Annotated in this window: 15 protein-coding genes; 7 read left to right on the top strand and 8 right to left on the bottom strand. The window is 70.5% G+C overall.

The features are described from left to right. Positions 1-30: 30 nt before the first annotated feature. The gene (locus tag P2424_RS15310; protein ID WP_346660094.1) at positions 31-2,574 is read right to left on the bottom strand and encodes a DUF6049 family protein; all 2,544 of its coding nucleotides are present in this window, start codon (positions 2,572-2,574) and stop codon (positions 31-33) included. Positions 2,575-2,953: 379 nt separating this feature from the next. On the opposite strand from P2424_RS15310, the gene P2424_RS15305 reads away from it, so the two are divergent. After that, on the top strand, positions 2,954-4,399 hold the full coding sequence (locus tag P2424_RS15305) for a CCA tRNA nucleotidyltransferase (protein WP_276478990.1): 1,446 nt from the start codon (positions 2,954-2,956) through the stop codon (positions 4,397-4,399). Here P2424_RS15305 and P2424_RS15300 read toward each other — a convergent pair. The 3 genes from P2424_RS15300 to P2424_RS15290 form a co-directional block, all read right to left on the bottom strand. Further along, positions 4,368-5,699 (bottom strand): MFS transporter, encoded by a 1,332-nt coding sequence (locus P2424_RS15300; RefSeq protein WP_276476286.1) that lies wholly within the window; start codon positions 5,697-5,699, stop codon positions 4,368-4,370. The genes P2424_RS15305 and P2424_RS15300 overlap by 32 nt on opposite strands. Before the next feature lie 150 nt (positions 5,700-5,849). After that, positions 5,850-7,373 (bottom strand): glycosyltransferase 87 family protein, encoded by a 1,524-nt coding sequence (locus tag P2424_RS15295; RefSeq protein ID WP_276476285.1) that lies wholly within the window; start codon positions 7,371-7,373, stop codon positions 5,850-5,852. A gap of 115 nt (positions 7,374-7,488) precedes the next feature. Beyond that, positions 7,489-10,197, bottom strand: a complete 2,709-nt coding sequence (locus tag P2424_RS15290) for a transglycosylase domain-containing protein (RefSeq protein WP_276476284.1) — start codon at positions 10,195-10,197, stop codon at positions 7,489-7,491. 369 nt (positions 10,198-10,566) lie between these two features. Between P2424_RS15290 and P2424_RS15285 the strand changes: the two genes are divergently transcribed. After that, positions 10,567-11,205, top strand: coding sequence for a helix-turn-helix transcriptional regulator (locus P2424_RS15285; protein WP_276476283.1), 639 nt, complete (start codon positions 10,567-10,569; stop codon positions 11,203-11,205). Between the two features lie 50 nt (positions 11,206-11,255). After that, positions 11,256-12,338: an inositol-3-phosphate synthase gene (locus P2424_RS15280; RefSeq protein WP_074999076.1), complete on the top strand. Its 1,083-nt coding sequence runs from the start codon at positions 11,256-11,258 to the stop codon at positions 12,336-12,338. Between the two features lie 181 nt (positions 12,339-12,519). Here the strand turns inward: P2424_RS15280 and P2424_RS15275 are convergent, their stop codons facing one another. The 3 genes from P2424_RS15275 to P2424_RS15265 all read right to left on the bottom strand — a co-directional run bounded on the left by P2424_RS15275 (position 12,520) and on the right by P2424_RS15265 (position 15,263). After that, the gene (locus P2424_RS15275) at positions 12,520-13,551 is read right to left on the bottom strand and encodes an alanine racemase (RefSeq protein ID WP_019356731.1); all 1,032 of its coding nucleotides are present in this window, start codon (positions 13,549-13,551) and stop codon (positions 12,520-12,522) included. An 84-nt stretch (positions 13,552-13,635) separates the two neighbouring features. Next, positions 13,636-14,766, bottom strand: coding sequence for a peptidoglycan bridge formation glycyltransferase FemA/FemB family protein (locus P2424_RS15270; RefSeq protein ID WP_276476282.1), 1,131 nt, complete (start codon positions 14,764-14,766; stop codon positions 13,636-13,638). 194 nt (positions 14,767-14,960) lie between these two features. Continuing rightward, a complete protein-coding gene (locus P2424_RS15265; protein ID WP_276476281.1) occupies positions 14,961-15,263 on the bottom strand; it encodes a hypothetical protein in 303 nt (100 codons plus the stop codon). Positions 15,264-15,542: 279 nt separating this feature from the next. Here P2424_RS15265 and rpsF point away from each other — a divergent pair, with 279 nt between their 5' ends. From rpsF to rplI, 4 genes are all read left to right on the top strand, one after another. Next, on the top strand, positions 15,543-15,833 hold the full coding sequence (gene rpsF, locus P2424_RS15260; protein ID WP_019356728.1) for a 30S ribosomal protein S6: 291 nt from the start codon (positions 15,543-15,545) through the stop codon (positions 15,831-15,833). A gap of 89 nt (positions 15,834-15,922) precedes the next feature. Continuing rightward, positions 15,923-16,507 carry a single-stranded DNA-binding protein gene (locus P2424_RS15255; RefSeq protein WP_276476280.1) on the top strand — a complete coding sequence of 195 codons (585 nt, stop codon included), beginning with the start codon at positions 15,923-15,925 and terminating at the stop codon, positions 16,505-16,507. A 23-nt stretch (positions 16,508-16,530) separates the two neighbouring features. Further along, positions 16,531-16,767 carry a 30S ribosomal protein S18 gene (gene rpsR / locus P2424_RS15250; RefSeq protein WP_003978893.1) on the top strand — a complete coding sequence of 79 codons (237 nt, stop codon included), beginning with the start codon at positions 16,531-16,533 and terminating at the stop codon, positions 16,765-16,767. A gap of 18 nt (positions 16,768-16,785) precedes the next feature. Next, complete coding sequence (rplI, locus tag P2424_RS15245) at positions 16,786-17,232, top strand: 50S ribosomal protein L9 (protein ID WP_276476279.1); 447 nt, start codon at positions 16,786-16,788, stop codon at positions 17,230-17,232. A gap of 176 nt (positions 17,233-17,408) precedes the next feature. Here the strand turns inward: rplI and P2424_RS15240 are convergent, their stop codons facing one another. Next, positions 17,409-18,752 (bottom strand): MATE family efflux transporter, encoded by a 1,344-nt coding sequence (locus tag P2424_RS15240; protein ID WP_276476278.1) that lies wholly within the window; start codon positions 18,750-18,752, stop codon positions 17,409-17,411. Positions 18,753-18,897: the final 145 nt, after the last annotated feature.

Below are 18,897 nucleotides of genomic sequence, written 5' to 3'. Positions count from 1 at the left end.
CCTACCCCTGCCCCTGCTCGCCCGGATGAGTCAACGGTCCACTTTCTCACCCGTCGCCGGGGGGTTGTCGCTTTCCCGTTCGGTGTCGTCTCCGTCACTGCTGTCGCGCCCGGCGGCGTCGGTCCCCTCGGCGTGGTCCTCGGCGCCTTCCTCGGGAGGACCCTCGGGGGCGCTTTCCCTGTCGCCGGAGCCATCGCCGTCCGTCGCTTCGCCGCCCTCGGGTTCCGTTCCGTCCTCCGCGTCGTCGGCGTCGTCGGCGTCGTCGGCGTCGTCGAGGCCGTCCGCGCCGTCCGCGTCGTCCGCGTCGTCGCCGTCCGGCTGCTCCAGCGGAGCATCCGGGTCGGGGGCCGGGCCGGAGCGCTTGCGCTGCGTGTACATCCGGATGCCCGCGAGCACGATCAGCAGCACACCGCCCGCGATCACCAGCAGCACGGTCGAGGTGATGGAGGTCACATTGACCTGGAACTTCATCACCTTGCCGTAGCGTTCACCGTCCTCGGTGTAGAGCTGTGCGTAGACGTAGGCGCGGCCGTTGTTCTTGGCGCTGGTGTCGAACTTGAGGGACTGGGTGTGCTCCCCGTCGACCTTGACCCGCTTGGCGTCGCCCACGTCCAGCCCCACCCGGCTGGAGCGCAGTTCCAGGACGAGCCCGTCGACCCCCTGCGCGAGATTGTTCTGGACGGTCACCGGGATGGTGGCCTCGCGCCCGGAGAGGGTGATGTCCGACTTCTTGATGAGCTTGACCGCGCCCCGCAGCTCCAGCAGGTACTTCTCCACGGAGTCGCGATAGCGCTCTCCGGCCCGGCCCTCGCCCCGCCAGGCGTTGGAGACCTCGCGGTCTATCGCCGTGGTGAACGGCGGCATGACGCGCTCGGCCTGGCTGAGGATCCGCTTGAAGTCCTCCAGCCCGTCCTTGGTCTTCCGCACCTGCTCGAAGGCGGCGGTGGGCAGCTCGCTCTTCCGCAACGAGGAGGGGTAGGAGGACGGCGCGGGCATCCGGCGCCGTGCGTTCGGGTCGGGCTTGGCCTCGGCGGCGTCCGCCAGGCTGCTGGTCTCCGTCCAGCCGCTGCCCTCGAGCGCCTCGATGCCCGCCGCCATCGCCTGCGCCTGGGAGACGCTGGGCCTGCGCTGCGGGGCGACGACGACGCTGCGGCTGCGGGAGGGCACCTGCCGGGCCAGCGCGAGGGACTGCGCGGCGAACCGCTGGACGGCGAGCGAGGAGTTCCCCGCCCGCGACATGTCGCCCTCGAACGCGGTGGACAGCAGCGCGTCGGCGACCAGCGCGGTGTTGCCGCTGCCGATCGGGCGGGCCGCGGTGGGGCTGTAGGACAGCCCCTTCTCGCGGACGCTGTCACTCCGGGCGATGACGTTGCGCGCGCCCGCCGAGGTGGCGACATCCACGATGGAGGAGTCGACAGCGCCCTGGTAGGGCCAGGCGAAGTCCGTGCTCGGTTTCACGTGGAGCACCACCTGTACGGTCCTTTTGGCCAGCGTGGTGGCCTGGCCCAGGGAGCTGAGGGCGCCGCGGACCCTGGTGCCGCGGTGGGCGAGCGAGGCCAGGTCCGGGTCCGCGAACGGGAGGGCGACGACCTCCTTGCCCTCGACCGCCTGCTGGAGCTCGGCCAGCCAGCGCTTGGCGTATGCCTGGTTCTTCCCCGCGACGGTCTCTTCCGGCTTGCCGCCGGGCTTCTGCACCCGGTAGCGCCCGGCCATCATGTCGACGCTCGCCAGCAGGTCGGGGTCGATGACCCAGGTGACGTCGAGGTCCTTGCCGAGCTCCAGCATCTGCTGGAGCCGGCCGCCGGGTGCCAGCTCGTCCGCGAGCGAGTCGTCCTCGAAGACGGGGGTCTGCTGTTCGTCGGACTGGGTGCGTGCCGTGACGTGCGGGGTGGAGATCAGCGGCCAGAGGTAGGTGAGCCGGGTCCGGTTCTCGGGTGTCCCCTCCTGCCAGGGCAGGAAGGTGCGGCCGATGCCGAGGATCTGGGCGTAGGGACGGTTGCGGGTCTGTCCGGTGAGGGAGACGGCGAGCTGATGGACCCCGCCGCCGCTCAGGTGGAGGTCGTCGACCGGCACCTTGAGGGTGAAGGAGCGGGTGACGCCGGAGGCGAGGCCGCTGAGCCGCGCGCCGTGGTCGCCGGGGACCTCGATGCCGTCGGCCCCGGAGAGGTAGCCCTTGCGCCGTGCCGCCTGCTGGATGGCGCTGCGCGAGGTGAGAGTGGGACCGATGCGGGGGGCGAGCCGCAGATCGGTCAGCGACGTCTTGCTGGTGTTGGTGACGGTGCCGCTCAGCGTGAGCGTGTCGCCCTTCTCGGGGACGGTCGGCGTGACCTCGTCGAGGGAGATCTGCGCGCTGCGGGAGCCGGTGCCGCTGCGGACCGTGGGCGCTGCCGCGGCGGCGTTCCCGGAGGCGGCGGCGGGCGCCGCGGCGGCCGCCGAGGTGGTTGCGGGGAGCACTCCGGCCAGCACGGGGAGTGCGGCCATGAGGAGCGCCGCAGCCCGGCGCCTCCAGCGGTTCGTCCCCTCCGGGCCAGGGGGAGCCTGACTCTCAGCCGCCTCGGCCACGCGCTCGTCCATCCCGTCGTCTGTCGTCTCGATTGCTGCGTCGACGTGTGTCGAATGTGCTGTGTCGCTGTGGTGCCTGCTGTCTGGCGCCTGGTGCTCGGCGCATGGTGGTGCCGGTGCCCGGCGCGGATTCTCCGGCTGTGGAGGGTACGGCGGGATCCCCGACGTTCCGTTCCGGGGCGCCGGTGTCCCGTTCCGGATCCCTGATGGTAACGATGCCCGCAGGGTGGAAGTGCCGCGCCGTCCACCACATGATCACCCAGGCCGGTACCGCGGGTCCCGGGCGGTTGCTGGGAACGGGGGCGCCTGCGCGCGGGGCGGCAACGTAACCTGTGCTGTTGTGCCGAACGCCAAGAGTGACAGCCAGGACCAGCCCACCGTCGTGCCCGCGATGTCCGCAGCGGACCGTCCGGCGGCCGAGCAGCTCAGTGCGGTGCAGCGGCGCGCCGTGAGTGAGCTGCTGCGGGTCGCGCCGGTGGCCGACGAGCTAGCGCGCCGCTTCCAGGAGGCCGGCTTCCGGCTCGCTCTGGTCGGCGGCTCGGTGCGGGACGCGCTCTTGGGGCGGCTCGGCAATGATCTCGATTTCACCACGGACGCCCGGCCCGAGGACGTGCTCGCGCTCGTGCGGCCGTGGGCGGACGCGGTGTGGGACGTGGGTATCGCCTTCGGCACCGTGGGGATCAAGAAATCCGACTTTGTCCTGGAAGTGACGACGTATCGGTCGGAGGTCTACGACCGCACCTCCCGCAAGCCGGAGGTCTCCTACGGCGAGACCATCGAGGAGGACCTGGTCCGGCGTGACTTCACGGTGAACGCGATGGCGGTCGCGCTGCCGGAGAAGGAGTTCGTCGACCCGTACGGCGGGCGGGAGGACCTGGCCACCCGTCGGCTGCGTACTCCGGGCACTCCGGAGGCGTCCTTCTCGGACGACCCGCTGCGGATGATGCGTGCCGCCCGGTTCGCCGCGCAGCTCGATTTCGAGATCGCGCCGGAGGTCGTGGCGGCCATGAAGGAGATGGCCGACCGGATCGGGATCGTCTCGGCGGAGCGGGTCCGGGACGAGTTGAACAAGCTGCTGCTCTCGCCTCAGCCGTGCAAGGGGCTGCGGCTGCTGGTGGAGACCGGGCTGGCCGACCGGGTGCTGCCGGAGCTGCCCGCACTGCGGCTGGAGCGCGATGAGCACCACCGGCACAAGGACGTCTACGAGCACTCGCTGACGGTGCTGGCCCAGGCGATCGACCTGGAGGAGGACGGCCCCGATCTGACGCTGCGGCTGGCGGCACTGCTGCACGACATCGGCAAGCCGAGGACGCGGCGGTTCGAGAAGGACGGACGGGTCTCCTTCCACCACCACGAGGTGGTGGGCGCCAAGATGACGAAGAAGCGGATGGCCGCGCTCAAGTACCCGAGCGAGATGATCAAGGAGGTCTCGCGGCTGGTGGAGCTCCATCTGCGCTTCCACGGGTACGGCACGGGCGAGTGGACGGACTCCGCGGTGCGTCGCTACGTACGGGACGCCGGGCCGCTGCTGAGCCGGCTGCACAAGCTGACCCGCTCGGACTGCACCACCCGCAACAAGCGGAAGGCGCAGGCGCTGTCCCGCGCCTACGACGGCCTGGAGGAGCGCATCGCCCGGCTCCAGGAGCAGGAGGAGCTGGACGCCATCCGGCCCGACCTCGACGGCAACGAGATCATGCGGGAGCTGGACGTGCCCCCCGGGCCCGTGGTGGGGCGGGCGTACAAGCATCTGCTGGAGCTGCGGCTGGAACACGGGCCGCTGGGATACGACGCCGCTGTCGCGGAGCTCAGGAAGTGGTGGGCCCAGCAGGAGGGCTGACCCGGTCCGTCCCGCCGCGCAGCGTTGTTTCACGTGAAACGCGGAAGAGCGCGACGGCGAGGAGCGCGTAGAGCACGGCCACTCCGACGACGACGGCCGCGGACCGGCCGTCCGGCGGAAGCATCGCCGCGGCGACTCCGGCCGCCCCGACGTAGGACACGTTGTAGAGCATGTCGTAGAGGGAGAAGACCCGGCCGCGGAAGGCGTCGTCCACGGAGGTCTGGACAGCGGTGTCCGTGGCGATCTTCCCGGCCTGGGTCACCAGCCCCAGCACGAAGGCGGCCAGCAGTATCGGCACGGGCCGGAAGGACAGCCCCAGGGCCGGTTCCAGTACCGCCCCGGCACCCGCGCACAGCGCCATCCAGCCGAAGATGCCGACCCGAGGCACCGCCGAGGGCGTGATGACGGCGGCGACGAAGAACCCAAGCCCCGAGAGGCCGAGCGCGATCCCCAGCAGCGGGAGCCCACCGTCGGAGTCGCCGCTTCCGTTCCATGCGTACCGGGCCAGCATCAGCACCGTGACCGTCAGTGCTCCGTAGCAGAACCGCATCAGTGCCGAGGCCGTCAGCGCGTACACGGCGGCAGGACGCCCGCCGAGGTGGACCAGCCCCGCGAGCAGCCCCCGCGCGGTGCTGGCGACGGCAGCGAGGACGCGGGGCTGCACCTCGGCGGGATCAGGGCCGAGCAGTTCCTTGCCCATCCGCAGTGAGGCGAGGCCGGCCAGCAGATACACTGCGGCGGCCGTCAGCAGGACCAGGGCATCCGCGTCCCGTCCGGCGCCGGGGGCGAGGAAGCGCACCACGAAGGCGACACCGCCGCCCAGTGTCGCGGCGAGCGTCCCCGCGGTCGGGGACAGGGAGTTGGCCACCACGAGGCGCTCGCCGTCCACGACGCGCGGCAGGGCGGCGGACAGTCCGGCGAGGACGAACCGGTTGACGGCCGTGACGGTGAGCGCGGACAGAAAGACGAGCCACTCCGGGACGGCGCCGAACACCAGCGCCGCGGTGACGGTCGCCAGTGCGGTGCGGAGAAGGTTGCCGAAGAAGAGCACCTGCCTGCGCTGCCAGCGGTCCAGCAGCACCCCCGCGAACGGTCCGAGCACGGAGTACGGCAGCAGCAGCACCGCCAGCGCGGAGGCGATGGCAGCGGGGGAGGTCTCCTTCTCGGGGGAGAAGACGACATAGGCCGCCAGTGCGATCTGGTAGATGCCGTCGGCCGACTGGGAGAGCAGCCGTACCGTCAGCAGCTTCCGGAAGTCCGGAAAGCGAAGCAGGGTGCGGAGATCGCGGGCGACGGACATGGGGACAGCCTCACACAGTCCGGACCGGCGACGACGGTTTCACGTGAAACGACGCAGCCGGCCACCCCGCTCGCCCCCGCTCCGGGCCCGACCCCTGTTCCTGTCTCGGCCCCGGGCCGGGGTCTCTCCCGGCCCGGCCGCCCGGCCGGTTCACTTCCGCAGCGTCGTGCCCCAGTGCACCGCCGCCCCCGCCACCGGCACCGCGGAGCGCTGGAGTACCGGCGGGCGGGTGAGCGAGGTCAGGGAGAACGCATCGGGTGCCCGGTCCAGTACCCCGCCGCCCGGGTCGTCGGAGCCGTCGTCCCGGCGGACCGGGTCGTTCTCGGGGCGCAGCGCGTCGCGGACCACCATCGCGCACAGATAGGCGGTGCCGAGCAGATGTGCGGCGATGACCAGTTGGTAGCCGTCCTCGGGCAGGCCCTGGTGCTTGTCGGAGCCGTTGTAGGCGAGGTACAGCCAGATCCCCAGGAAGTAGAGCGCCTCACAGCTCTGCCAGATGAGGAAGTCCCGCCACTTGGGGCGGGCGAGGGCGGCCAGCGGGATCAGCCACAGCACGTACTGCGGGGAGTAGACCTTGTTGGTGAGCACGAACAACGCCACTACGAGAAAGGCGAGTTGGGCGAACCGGGGGCGGCGGGGCGCGCACAGCGCGAGGGCGGCGATGCCCGCACAGCCCAGGGCCATCAGGAGGGTGGCATAGAGGTTGGCGTCGTCGAACGTGCGCCCGGTCCGCTGCTGGAGGATCAGCCACAGCGAGCCGAAGTCCACCGGACGCTCCTGGCTGAAGCGGTAGAACTTCGACCAGCCCTCCCAGGAGAGCAGCATCACCGGCACGTTCACCACCGCCCATGAGGCCGCCGCGCCACCCATCACTCGGCCGAAGGCGCCCCAGCGTCCGGCCCGCCAGCACAGCAGCAGCAGCGGACCCAGCAGCAGTGCGGGGTAGAGCTTCGCCGCGGTCGCCAGGCCGATCAGCACCCCTGCCGCCAGCGGGCGCGAGCGGGACCAGAGCAGCATCCCGGCGGCCGTCATCGACACGGCCAGCAGATCCCAGTTGATGGTCGCCGTCAGCGCCAGCGCGGGGGCGAGCGCGACGAGCATGCCGTCCCAGGGGCGGTTGCGGTGGGTGCGGACCACGCAGACGATCAGCACCGCGGCGCAGACCATCAGCATCCCGGCGTTGACCACCCAGTAGAGCTGCTCCTCCTGCTGGAGCGAGTCCCCGCCCACCGTGAGCTTGGCCGCGATGTACATGAACACCCCGGTGAGCACGGGGTATTCCAGGTAGTCCATGCCGCCGGAGATCCGGTCCGGGATGCGGTCGAGGTAGGGCAGGAAGCCGTCCGCGAAGCCCCGGCCGTGGTAGAGGTGCGGGATGTCGGAGTAGCAGGCGTGCACGTACTGCGCGGTCTGCCCGGAGAACCAGCCACCGTCCAGGCACGGGACCTTCTGCAGCAGGCCAAGCGTGTACATGGCCAGGGCGAGGGTCACCACGGTGCGGATCGGCGTCCACCAGCCGGTCCCGCTCACGGCGCGCCGGCCGGCGGGACCGCCGGCCACTTCGCTCGCGGCGGTCGCCACCTCGTCGTGGTCCGTGGGGCGTACGACGGGCGGCGCGGCGGAGGGGCGGCCGGCTCGCGGAGCGGGGTTCCGTGCGGTGGGGGCGCTCGTCATGGGGTCATCCTGCCGCACCCCGGATACGGGGACGGCCCCCGGCTCGGACTCCCGTTTTCAGGAGTCGGGCCGGGGGCCGTCCGCGGAGCGGTGCGTCAGGGACGTGGCCGGGTGCTCACTCCCGCCGGGAGCCGACGGGGCCGCCGAAGATTCCGCCGTTGTCGTTGCCGCCCGGATCGCCGGTACCGCCCCCGTCGCCGCCGCCCGGGCCGCCGCCCGGTCCGGAGGTTCCGCCGTTGTCGCCGCCGCCGTTGCCGTTTCCGCCGTTGTCGTTTCCGCCGTTCTCCTGGCACCCGGGGTCGAGTGGCGGGCAGCTCGAGCCGGACGGGGACGGGTCGCCCGACTCGGACTCCGAGGGCGACTCGGACGGCGTCTCGCTGGGCGTCTCCGACGGGGTCGGCGGCGCCGTGGTCTCGGTCGGTGTCGGCTCGGGGCTCTCACCGGGCCCGTAGACCTTCTCCCCGATGGGCTGCGCCTTGGGGAACTGCTTGACGCTCGTGCCCTTGAGGGCGGACTTCATGTAGGAGGTCCAGATCTGCGCCGGGAACGAGGCGCCGTGGATCTTCTCCTGGCCACCGGTGCCGAACATCTCCAGGAACTTGCGGTCCTTGGCGGAGGCGTCGTCGTTCATCCGCCACATGCCGACCGCAGTCGACAGCTGCGGGGTGTATCCGGCGAACCAGGCCGACTTGTTGCCGTCCGTCGTACCCGTCTTGCCGGCCGCCGGGCGGCCGATCCCCTTGGCGACGGTGCCGGTGCCCCGCTCCACGACGTCCGTCAGCACGTCGGTGACGTTGTTGGCGACCTGCGGGCTGAAGGACTGCTTGACCTTGTGCTCGGGCAGGGTGAGGCGCTTGCCGTCCTGGCCGATGACCTTGGTCACCGAGTACAGGTCGTGCTGCTTGCCCTGCGCGGCGAACGTGCCGTAGGCGCCGGCCATCCGGATCGCGCTGGGGGTGGAGATGCCCAGTGAGAAGGAGGGGCTGTTCGACTTGTTGAGGCTGGAGGGCAGCAGCCCGGCGTCCTCGGCGTTCTTGCGCACCGTCGGGATGCCCACGTCCATGCCGAGCTGCACGTACGGGGTGTTCACCGAGTGCACCATGGCCTCGCGCAGGTCGATCCGGTAGTCCTCCGACTTTTCGCCGTAGTCCTGGTTGCCGTCGTTGGTCTGCCGCCAGGACTCGCCTTCCTTGTTCTTCCAGATCTCGCCGTTGTAGTTGCGGACGAGCATCTTGTTCTTGCCGCTGTAGAAGCTCTTGTCCGGGTTGGCGAGGGTGCGCTGGGTGGCGGACTGCTGCTCCGGTCCACTCCGGTCGCGCACGCCGTCGCGCATGGCGGCACTCAGCACGAACGGCTTGAAGGTGGAGCCGACGGGCACACCGGTCTCGTCCGCGTTGTTGGTGAAGTGCTTGACGTAGTCCTTGCCGCCGTACAGGGCCACGATTCTGCCGTCGCTGGGAGAGACCGAGGCGCCGCCGAACTGGACGTGGGTGTCCAGATCAGGGCGTTTCTTCGGGTCGATGTTCTCCTTGTAGATCTTGTTGACCGAGTCCCGGAGGGCGAACGTCTTCTCTTTGTCGAACGTCGTGGTGATCTGGTAGCCGCCGCGGTTGAGCTGCTCACGGGTGAGGACGTCGTTGTTGACCAGGTAGCGGTTGGCCAGGTCGATCAGGTAGCCCTTCTGACCCCGCTTGTCCATCGCCTTCTTCGGCGGTTTGATCGTCGGCAGACCCTTTTTGATGAGCTTGTCGGCCTCGGCGCGGGACATCTTGTGGACCTCGACCTCGCGGTTGAGGACGGACGCCCACTTCTTCTTCGAACGTGCCTCGTTCGCCTTCCGGTCCCCTTCGTAGGGGTCGTAGAGCGCGGAGCCGTTCAGCAGCGTCGTCAGATACGCGCCCTCGGACGGGGTGATGTCGGCGACGTCCTTCTTGAAGTACGCCTGCGAGGCCGCCTGGACGCCGAAGGCGCCGCGGCCGAAGTAGGCCGTGTTGAGATACCCCTCCAGGATCTCCGACTTCTTCATCGTGGCGCCGGCCTTGATGGAGATGAACAGCTCCGTGACCTTGCGCTTGATGGTCTGGTCCTGGGTGAGGTAGTTGTTCTTGACGAACTGCTGGGTGATCGTCGAACCGCCCTGGGTCTCCCCGCCGGTCGCCATGTTGAAGGCGGCGCGTGCGATACCCATCGGGTCGACGCCGGAGTCCTCCCAGAACGACGCGTTCTCCGAGGCGACGACCGCGTGCTGGAGGGACTCGGGCATCTGGTTCAGCGAGACGTTCTGCCGGTTCTTCTCCCCTTCGGCGCCCGCCACCGCGAGCCGTTCGCCGCCCTTCCAGTAGTAGACGTTCGTCTGCGAGCGCGCGTCCGCCTTGGCCTGGTCGGGTACCTCCACCATCCACAGACCGATGGCGAAGGCGACGATCAGCAGCCCGACGAAGCCGAAGCAGGTGGCGGACACCAGCTTCCAGGACGGCAGCCAGCGCCGCACGCCGTGCTTCCCGGCCCGCGGGTAGTCGATGAAGCGCTTGCGCTCCGGCGTCCCGCGGCCGCGGCCGACTCCGCGCCGCCCGCCCTGGGCGTTGGCGGCCGCCGCCGCGGCCCGCCGCCGTCCGCCGCCCTGGGCGGCTCTCCTGGCCTCCGCGCGGCCCCCGCCGTGGCCGGACCCGCCGGGTGCCGACCGGTGGCCCTGTGCTTCGGGGCCCGGACCGGAGGGCGGCTGCTGCTCGCCACCGCGGGAGGCCGACCGGCGGCCGGAGGACGGTGGCGGCTGCGCCGCGCGACGGCCGCGCCCCTGCGGCGGCTTTCGACGGTTTCCGCTCATTGGAACAGCTACTCCTCGGGCAGGCGGCCCGTGCGCCTGAAGGTGGCAGTTTGCTTCTGGTCCCCCCGGGTGCGCCGGGACGGGAGAACCGGACCCGGACGCACTTCACCGGAGACGAGGACGCGCACTCGCGTCGCACGGTTCCCGGTGGTCTGCACGCGGACAGACTACGCAGCTTCAAAACCGTCCTTAGCCGGTATTCGCCACAAAGGGCGCAAAGGTGCTCCGGTGAATCGGCGATGTGAGGGCCCTCACCGACCCCCCTCTTGTCGCTCCCGGCGCCGCGTTCTATCGTCGGGATGTATCGAGTCGATACATCAGAGCGAGATAAGCACGGGATAAGCGGTTGTGGACGGAGGTGGGCGGACGGTGAGCAGGCGCTCCGGCGTTCTCGAGTTCGCCGTACTCGGTCTGCTGCGCGAGTCCCCGATGCACGGGTACGAGCTGCGCAAGCGGCTCAACACCTCGCTCGGCGTCTTCCGCGCCTTCAGCTACGGCTCGCTCTACCCCTGCCTCAAAGCGCTGGTGCAGCGCGGCTGGCTGGTGGAGGAGCCGAGCGAGCAGCCGGAGGAGCAGCAGGCCGCGCGGGCCCAGACGGCCCCGCTGGCCGGGCGCCGGGCGAAGATCGTGTACCGGCTGACGGCCGACGGCAAGGAGCACTTCGAGGAGCTGCTCTCCCAGACGGGTCCCGACACCTGGGAGGACGAGCACTTCGGCGTCCGCTTCGCCTTCTTCGGCCAGACCTCGCGCGACGTCCGCATGCGTGTGCTGGAGGGACGCCGCAGCCGACTGGAGGAGAGGCTCGCGAAGATGCGCGCCTCCCTCGCCCGTACCCGTGAGCGCCTCGACGACTACACGCTCGAACTCCAGCGCCACGGCATGGAATCCGTGGAGCGCGAGGTCCGCTGGCTCAGCGAACTCATCGAGAGCGAGCGTGCGGGGCGCCCGGCGCGGGAGACCCGTCCGGACCGTCCAGCACCGGGTCCGTCCGACAACACCGACAGATGAGGCCGCGCTCCGTCGCGAGCCTCAGCGAGAACACACAGGGAGCAACCGGAATGGGTTCGGTTCGCGTAGCCATCGCCGGCGTGGGCAACTGCGCCGCATCGCTGGTCCAGGGCGTCGAGTACTACAAGGACGCCGACCCGGACGGCAAGGTGCCGGGGCTGATGCACGTCCAGTTCGGCGACTACCACGTGCGCGACATCGAGTTCGTCGCCGCCTTCGACGTCGACGGCAAGAAGGTGGGCCTCGACCTGGCCGACGCCATCGGCGCCAGTGAGAACAACACCATCAAGATCTGCGACGTGCCGCCCACCGGCGTCTCCGTGCAGCGCGGCCACACCCACGACGGTCTGGGCAAGTACTACCGCGAGACCATCGAGGAGTCCGACGCCGCCCCCGTCGACGTCGTCCGGGCGCTGAAGGACGCGCAGGCGGACGTGCTGGTCTGCTACCTGCCCGTGGGCTCGCAGTCCGCCGTCGAGTTCTACGCGCAGTGCGCCCTGGACGCCGGGGTGGCCTTCGTCAACGCGCTCCCCGTCTTCATCGCCGGCACCAAGGAGTGGGCGGACAAGTTCACCGCCGCGGGCGTGCCGATCGTCGGTGACGACATCAAGTCGCAGGTCGGCGCCACCATCACGCACCGGGTGATGGCGAAGCTGTTCGAGGACCGCGGGGTCGTCCTGGACCGCACGATGCAGCTGAACGTCGGCGGCAACATGGACTTCAAGAACATGCTGGAGCGGGAGCGGCTGGAGTCCAAGAAGATCTCCAAGACGCAGGCCGTCACCTCCCAGATCCCCGACCGCGACCTGGGCGCCGACAACGTGCACATCGGCCCCTCGGACTTCGTCGCCTGGCTGGACGACCGCAAGTGGGCCTATGTCCGGCTGGAGGGCCGCGCCTTCGGCGACGTGCCGCTGAACCTGGAGTACAAGCTCGAGGTGTGGGACTCGCCCAACTCCGCCGGTGTGATCATCGATGCGCTGCGCGCCGCGAAGATCGCCAAGGACCGCGGTATCGGCGGCCCGATTCTCTCGGCCTCCTCGTACTTCATGAAGTCGCCGCCCGTGCAGTACTTCGACGACGTGGCCCGGCAGAACGTGCAGGACTTCATCGACGGCAAGGCGGAGCGCTGACCGCCGGCCGCTGACGGCACACTGCGCGGAGGGGCCCGGGGACGTTTCCCCGGGCCCCTCCTTGCATGCGCTGCCACTGCTGTAGCCGCTCCCCGCGGCCGGGACGGACGGGCCCGTGCCGGCCGGACACGGCCCGCGCTGCCCGGGCCGCCGTCAGCGGGCTGCTGTCAGGTGACTGCCGTCAGCGGTCCACTGTCCGGTCCACCGCGGTGGTGGTGTGGCGGAGGATCGCGACGAGCTCCTCGCCCACATGCGGCTCCGGCGCGTCGGCGGGGACGAAGAGGATGGAGACCTGCATGTGCGGCGGCTCGGCGAACCAGCGCTGCTTGCCCGCCCAGACGAACGGGGAGAGGTTCCGGTTGACCGTCGCCAGGCCCGCGCGGGCGACGCCCTTGGCGCGCGGTGTGATGCCGTGCAGCGCCTTGGGGGACTCCAGGCCCACCCCGTGCGAGGTGCCGCCCGCGACGACGACGAGCCAGCCGTCGCCGGACGCCTTGGCCTGCCGGTAGCCGAACCGCTCGCCCTTGGCCACCCGGCTGACGTCCAGGATCGCGCCCCGGTACTCGGTGGCGGCGTGGTCGCCCAGCCACAGCCGGGTGCCGATCCGGGCGCGGAAGCGGGTCTGCGGGAACTGCTGCTGGAGGACGGCGAACTCCTCCGGCAGCAGGTGGCTGACGAACATGGTGTCCAGCGGCAGCCGCGCGGCGCGCAGCCGGTCCATCCAGCCGATGACCTCCTCCACCGCGTCCGAGCCGTCGGCCCGGTCCAGCGGCAGATGGATGGCGAAGCCCTCCAGGCGGACCTCGTCGATGGCGGCGTGCAGCCGCGGCAGGTCCTGCTCGGTGACGCCGTGCCGCTTCATGCTGCTCATCACCTCGATGACGACCCGGGCCCCGCGCATGAGGCCCACGCCCTCCACCGAGGAGACCGAGCGGATGGCGCGGTCGGGCAGCGGCACCGGTTCCTCGTCCTTGCGGAACGGGGTGAGCACCAGCAGATCGCCGCCGAACAGGTCCTTCGTACGGGCCGCCTCGTAGGTGGTGCCGACGGCCAGGATGTCGGCGCCGAACGCGGTGGCCTCGTCGGCCAGGCGCTCGTGGCCGAAGCCGTAGCCGTTGCCCTTGCAGACCGGCACGATGCCCGGGAACTGCTGGATCACGGTCTGCTGGTGCGCTCGCCAGCGATCGTTGTCGACGTAGAGGGAGAGCGCCATGGCCGGTACGGAACCTTTCTGGTGGGGTCGTCTGGTGGGGTCGTGCTGTCGGGCGGACAGCCCGGACGGGCGCGGGGAGCGCGTTCAGCGACGAGACATGTACATGTCGAGCGCCTTGTGCAGCAGCTTGTTGAGCGGGAAGTCCCACTCGCCGAGGTACTCGGCCGCCTGCCCACCGGTACCGACCTTGAACTGGATCAGGCCGAACAGATGGTCGTTCTCGTCCAGCGAGTCGCTGATGCCGCGCAGGTCGTACACGCTCGCACCCAGGGCGTAGGCATCCTGGAGCATCCGCCACTGCATCGCGTTGGACGGTCGCACCTCGCGCTTGTGGTTGGCGGAGGCGCCGTAGGAATACCAGACGTGACCGCCGACGACCAGCATGGTGGCGGCCGAGATGCGCTCGCCCTCGTGCTCGGCGAAGTACAGCCGCATCCGCTGCGGGTCCTCGGCGTTCAGCACGTTCCACATCCGCTGGAAGTACGCCTTGGGCCGGGGCCGGAACCGGTCGCGCTCGGCGGTGATCTCGTACAGCCGCTGCCACTCGTCCAGGTCGTACGGGTTGGCCATGTCGCCCTGGACCACCTGCACCCCGGCCTTGTCGGCCTTCTTGATGTTGCGGCGCCAGAGCTGGTTGAAACTCTTGTGCACGTCCTCCAGCGAGCGCCCCTCCAGCGGGACCTGGAAGACGTAGCGCGGCTGCACGTCGCCGAAGCCCGCGCCGCCGTCCTCACCCTGCTGCCAGCCCATCTTGCGCAGCTTGTCGGCCACCTCGAAGGCGCGCGGCTCGATGTGCGTGGCCTCGATGTCGCGCAGCCGCTTGACGTCCTGGTCCTGGATGCCCTTCTTGATGGCCGCCGCGTCCCAGCGCCGGATCACCACGGGCGGGCCCATCTTCACGGAGAAGGCGCCGTGCTGCTTGAGGTGGTCGAGCATCGGGCGCAGCCACTCGTCCAGATTGGGCGCGTACCAATTGATCACCGGGCCCTCGGGCAGATACGCGAGGTAGCGCTTGACCTTCGGAAGCTGCCGGTAGAGCACCAGCCCGGCCCCCACCATCTCGCCCGTACGCTCGTCGAACCAGCCCAGGCTTTCCGAGCGCCACTCGTTCTTGACGTCCGCCCAGGCGGGCACCTGACAGTGGCTGGCCGACGGCAGGCTCTGGATATACGCCAGATGCTGCTCTCGGCTGACGGTCCTCAGGGTCAGGCTCATGGCGGGACGCTCCTCCGGGAACTGACGATGCTCGCCGGGAAGCCTACTGTGCCCCGCGACGCCCTGTTCGGCCCAGGGCCTGGCCGGAGAGGCGGTTTCGGGCCGTCCCGACCGGCTCCCGCGCGGCCTGTCCCGTCGGCTCCCGCGCGGGCGCCTCCCGGCACCCGCGCGCTGTGCCCGTCCTACGGCAGCGGCTACGGCACCAGGCCGCCGTGCGCCACGCCCAGGTAGAACCCGACCGCCGCGGCGCCGAGCCCGATGATCGTCACGAACCGCTCACCTGTCGTCGCGGAGATGAACTGGCCCCAGGCCCCGGTGAGGATTCCGATCAGCCCCGCCCACGAGCCGATCATGTGCAGCCCCGGCCACCATGCGGTGATCACGGCCACTACGCCCAGCAGCAGCGTCACGCTCGCGAAGGAGTTCTCCACGGGATGCCGCTTGCCGTCGGAGTTCAGATAGGAGAAAGGATGGTTCCAGCGCACTGCCTGTGCCATGTGGCACCTCCCGACGCAGCTGTGGACAGTGTGACGCGGCTCCGGGCGGGGACGCGGCTCCCGGGGGAAGCGCGGCGCGGACTGTAACGCCGCTCACATCTGAGGTGTCCAGATTGCTCCGGGTTACCCCTGGATTTCAACCGGAAGGCCGTGGCCGGGTAGGCTGGCCCGTCTGCACCCCGCGGGTGCGGAAACGACTCCCGCGGGTGCGGAAACGCATCACGACCCTCCTGCCACGGAACGACCGTGGCCGCTGAGTCCAGAGGAGGTGGGTTCCACATGCGTCACTACGAGGTGATGGTCATCCTCGACCCCGATCTGGAGGAGCGCGCTGTCTCCCCCCTGATCGAGAGCTTCCTTTCCGTCGTCCGCGAGGGCAACGGCAAGGTCGAGAAGGTCGACACCTGGGGCCGTCGTCGTCTCTCCTACGAGATCAACAAGAAGCCCGAGGGCATCTACTCGGTCATCGACATGCAGGCCGAGCCCGCTGTGGTCAAGGAGCTCGACCGGCAGATGAACCTGAACGAGTCCGTCCTGCGGACCAAGGTCCTGCGCCCGTCGACCCACTGAGGCCGACTCCCGAGTAGCACCGAGCACCACAGCACCACCGAGCACCACCAGGCACCACAGCAGCCAGCAGCACGCCGAGAGGTTCACCCATGGCAGGCGAGACCGTCATCACGGTCGTCGGCAATCTCGTCGACGACCCCGAGCTGCGCTTCACCCCCTCCGGTGCGGCGGTCGCGAAGTTCCGTGTCGCGTCCACCCCCCGCACCTTCGACCGGCAGACCAACGAGTGGAAGGACGGCGAGAGCCTGTTCCTGACCTGCTCGGTCTGGCGGCAGGCGGCGGAGAACGTCGCCGAGTCCCTCACCAAGGGCACCCGCGTCATCGTGCAGGGCCGCCTCAAGCAGCGCTCGTACGAGGACCGTGAGGGGATCAAGCGCACGGTCTACGAGCTGGACGTCGACGAGGTCGGCGCCAGCCTCCGCAACGCCACGGCCAAGGTCACCAAGACCACCGGCCGCGGCGGCCAGGGCGGCGGCTTCGGCGGTGGCGGCGGCCAGGGCGGCGGCGGCAACTGGGGCGGCGGCCCCGGTGGCCAGGGCGGCCAGGGCGGCGGCCCCGCGAACGACCCGTGGGCCACCGGCCCGGCCGGAGGCGGCCAGGGCGGCGGCGGCAACTGGGGCGGTGCCCCCGGCGGGGGCAACGGTGGCGGCTACTCGGACGAGCCACCCTTCTGAGCGAAACTCATAGGAGTAGAGACATGGCGAAGCCGCCTGCTCGCAAGCCGAAGAAGAAGGTTTGCGTGTTCTGCAAGGAGAAGATCTCCTACGTCGACTACAAGGACACGAACCTGCTGCGGAAGTTCATCTCCGACCGCGGCAAGATCCGTGCCCGCCGGGTCACCGGCAACTGCACCCAGCACCAGCGCGACGTCGCCACGGCCGTCAAGAACAGCCGTGAGATGGCGCTGCTGCCCTACACCTCGACCGCGCGATAAGGGAAGGGTGACCACACCATGAAGATCATCCTGACCAACGAGGTCTCCGGCCTCGGTGCCGCCGGCGACGTCGTCGAGGTGAAGGACGGCTACGCCCGCAACTACCTGGTCCCGCGCGGTTTCGCGATCCGCTGGACCAAGGGCGGCGAGAAGGACGTCGAGCAGATCCGCCGCGCCCGCAAGATCCGCGAGATCGCGACGATCGAGCAGGCCGACGAGATCAAGAGCCGGCTCGAGAGCCTGCGCGTCGGCCTCACGGTGCGCGCCGGGGAGCAGGGCCGGCTGTTCGGCTCCGTCACCCAGGCGGACATCGCCGACGCCATCAAGGCGTCCGGCGGCCCCGACGTGGACAAGCGCCGCATCGAGGTGGGCTCGCCCATCAAGTCGCTGGGCGCCCACCAGGTCGCCGTGCGGCTGCACGCCGATGTGACCGCCACGGTAGGCGTCGACGTCGCAGCGGCCTGACGCCGCGCGCGACGGGGATGGCTGAGGCCGGCCGCGGCCGGCCTCAGCCGGTTGAGACACGCAGCAGGGCGCACTCCCTTCCGGGGGTGCGCCCTGCTGCGTCGTACCGGGGCCGCCTCAGCCGCGTCGTACCCAGGCGCCCCGCCTCCGTCAGGCGCCTCCACCCGGCCCGCCCGTCAGGCGCGTACCGCGCCGGTGACGGCCCAGCGCCCCGAGCGGGCCCGCAGAGCCAGGGTGACCAGCCGGGTGGCCATCATCAGTCCGGCGACCGTCCACCACAGCGAGGTGAGCCCGCCGCCGAGCGCCGGTACCGCCAGCGCGACCGGCGCGAAGACCGCCAGGGTGACCAGCATGGCGCCCGCCAGGTAGGGGCCGTCCCCGGCGCCCATGAGCACCCCGTCGAGCACGAACACCACGCCCGCGATCGGCTGGGTGACGGCCACCACCAGCAGTACCGGGGTGAGCTGGTCGATCACGCTCTGGTCCGTCGTGAACAGCGGCATGAACAGCGGCCGCACCAGTGCGACCAGCGCCCCCAGCACCACCCCGGAGACCACGCCCCACAGCACCATCCGCCGGCAGGCCGCCGTGGCGCCCTCGGCGTCGGAGGCGCCGAGACAGCGCCCGATGATGGCCTGACCGGCGATGGCGATGGCGTCCAGCGCGAAGGCGAGCAGCGACCAGAGGGTGAGGGTGATCTGGTGGGCCGCGATGTCGGCGTCGCCCATGCGTGCCGCCACCACGGTGGCGATCAGCAGAACGGCGCGCAGCGAGAGCGTCCGGATCAGCAGCGGGGCCCCGGCCCGCCCGCTGGCCCGGATCCCGGCGAGGTCGGGACGGAGCGAGGCGCGGTGCCGCAGCGCGGCGCGCACCACCACGGTGAGATAGACTGCGGCCATCCCCCACTGCGCGAGCACCGTGCCCCAGGCGGAACCGGCGATGCCGAGTCCCGCGCCGTAGACGAGCAGCGCGTTGAGCGCCGCGTTGGCGCTGAACCCGCCGACGGCCACGTACAGCGGGGTCCTGGTGTCCTGGAGGCCGCGCAGCACGCCGGTCGCGGCGAGGACGACGAGCATGGCCGGGATGCCGAGCGCGCTGATGCGCAGGTAGGTGGTGCCGGGCGGCGCCGCGGTCGGGGAGGCGCCGAACGCGTCGATCAGCCAGGGGGCCGTGGGCAGTACGGTTGCCACGACGAGTCCGCCCAGCAGGAGCGCCAGCCAGATGCCGTCGAGGCCCTGCCGGAGTGCGGCGGGCAGATCGTCGGCGCCCAGCCGGCGGGCGACGGCGGCGGTGGTGGCGTAGGCGAGGAAGACGAAGATGTTCACACCGGTCTGCAGCAGCGCCGCGGCGACGCCGAGCCCGGCGAGCTGGGGGGTGCCGAGGTGGCCGACGATGGCGCTGTCGGCCATGACGAAGAGGGGCTCCGCGACGAGTGCGCCGAAGGCGGGGAGGGCGAGCGCGATGATCTCACGGTCGTGGCGTCGCACGGCGGTGCGCGTGGTCGGGGAAGCGGGGCTCATGGGTTCGATCCAAACATCCACAGGTAATGAGCACAATTGGCTTGTGACACTTACTTTACGGTGTACGCGACAGGCGCGAACACCCTCGGTGACCCTCCCGGGGGTGCCGACGGAAAGTTTTTTCACCGCACAGGGCGTGGACGGT

Source organism: Streptomyces sp. WMMB303 (assembly GCF_029351045.1).
Classification (GTDB): Bacteria; Actinomycetota; Actinomycetes; order Streptomycetales; family Streptomycetaceae; genus Streptomyces.
This window is presented reverse-complemented; position numbering and strand designations above follow the sequence as displayed.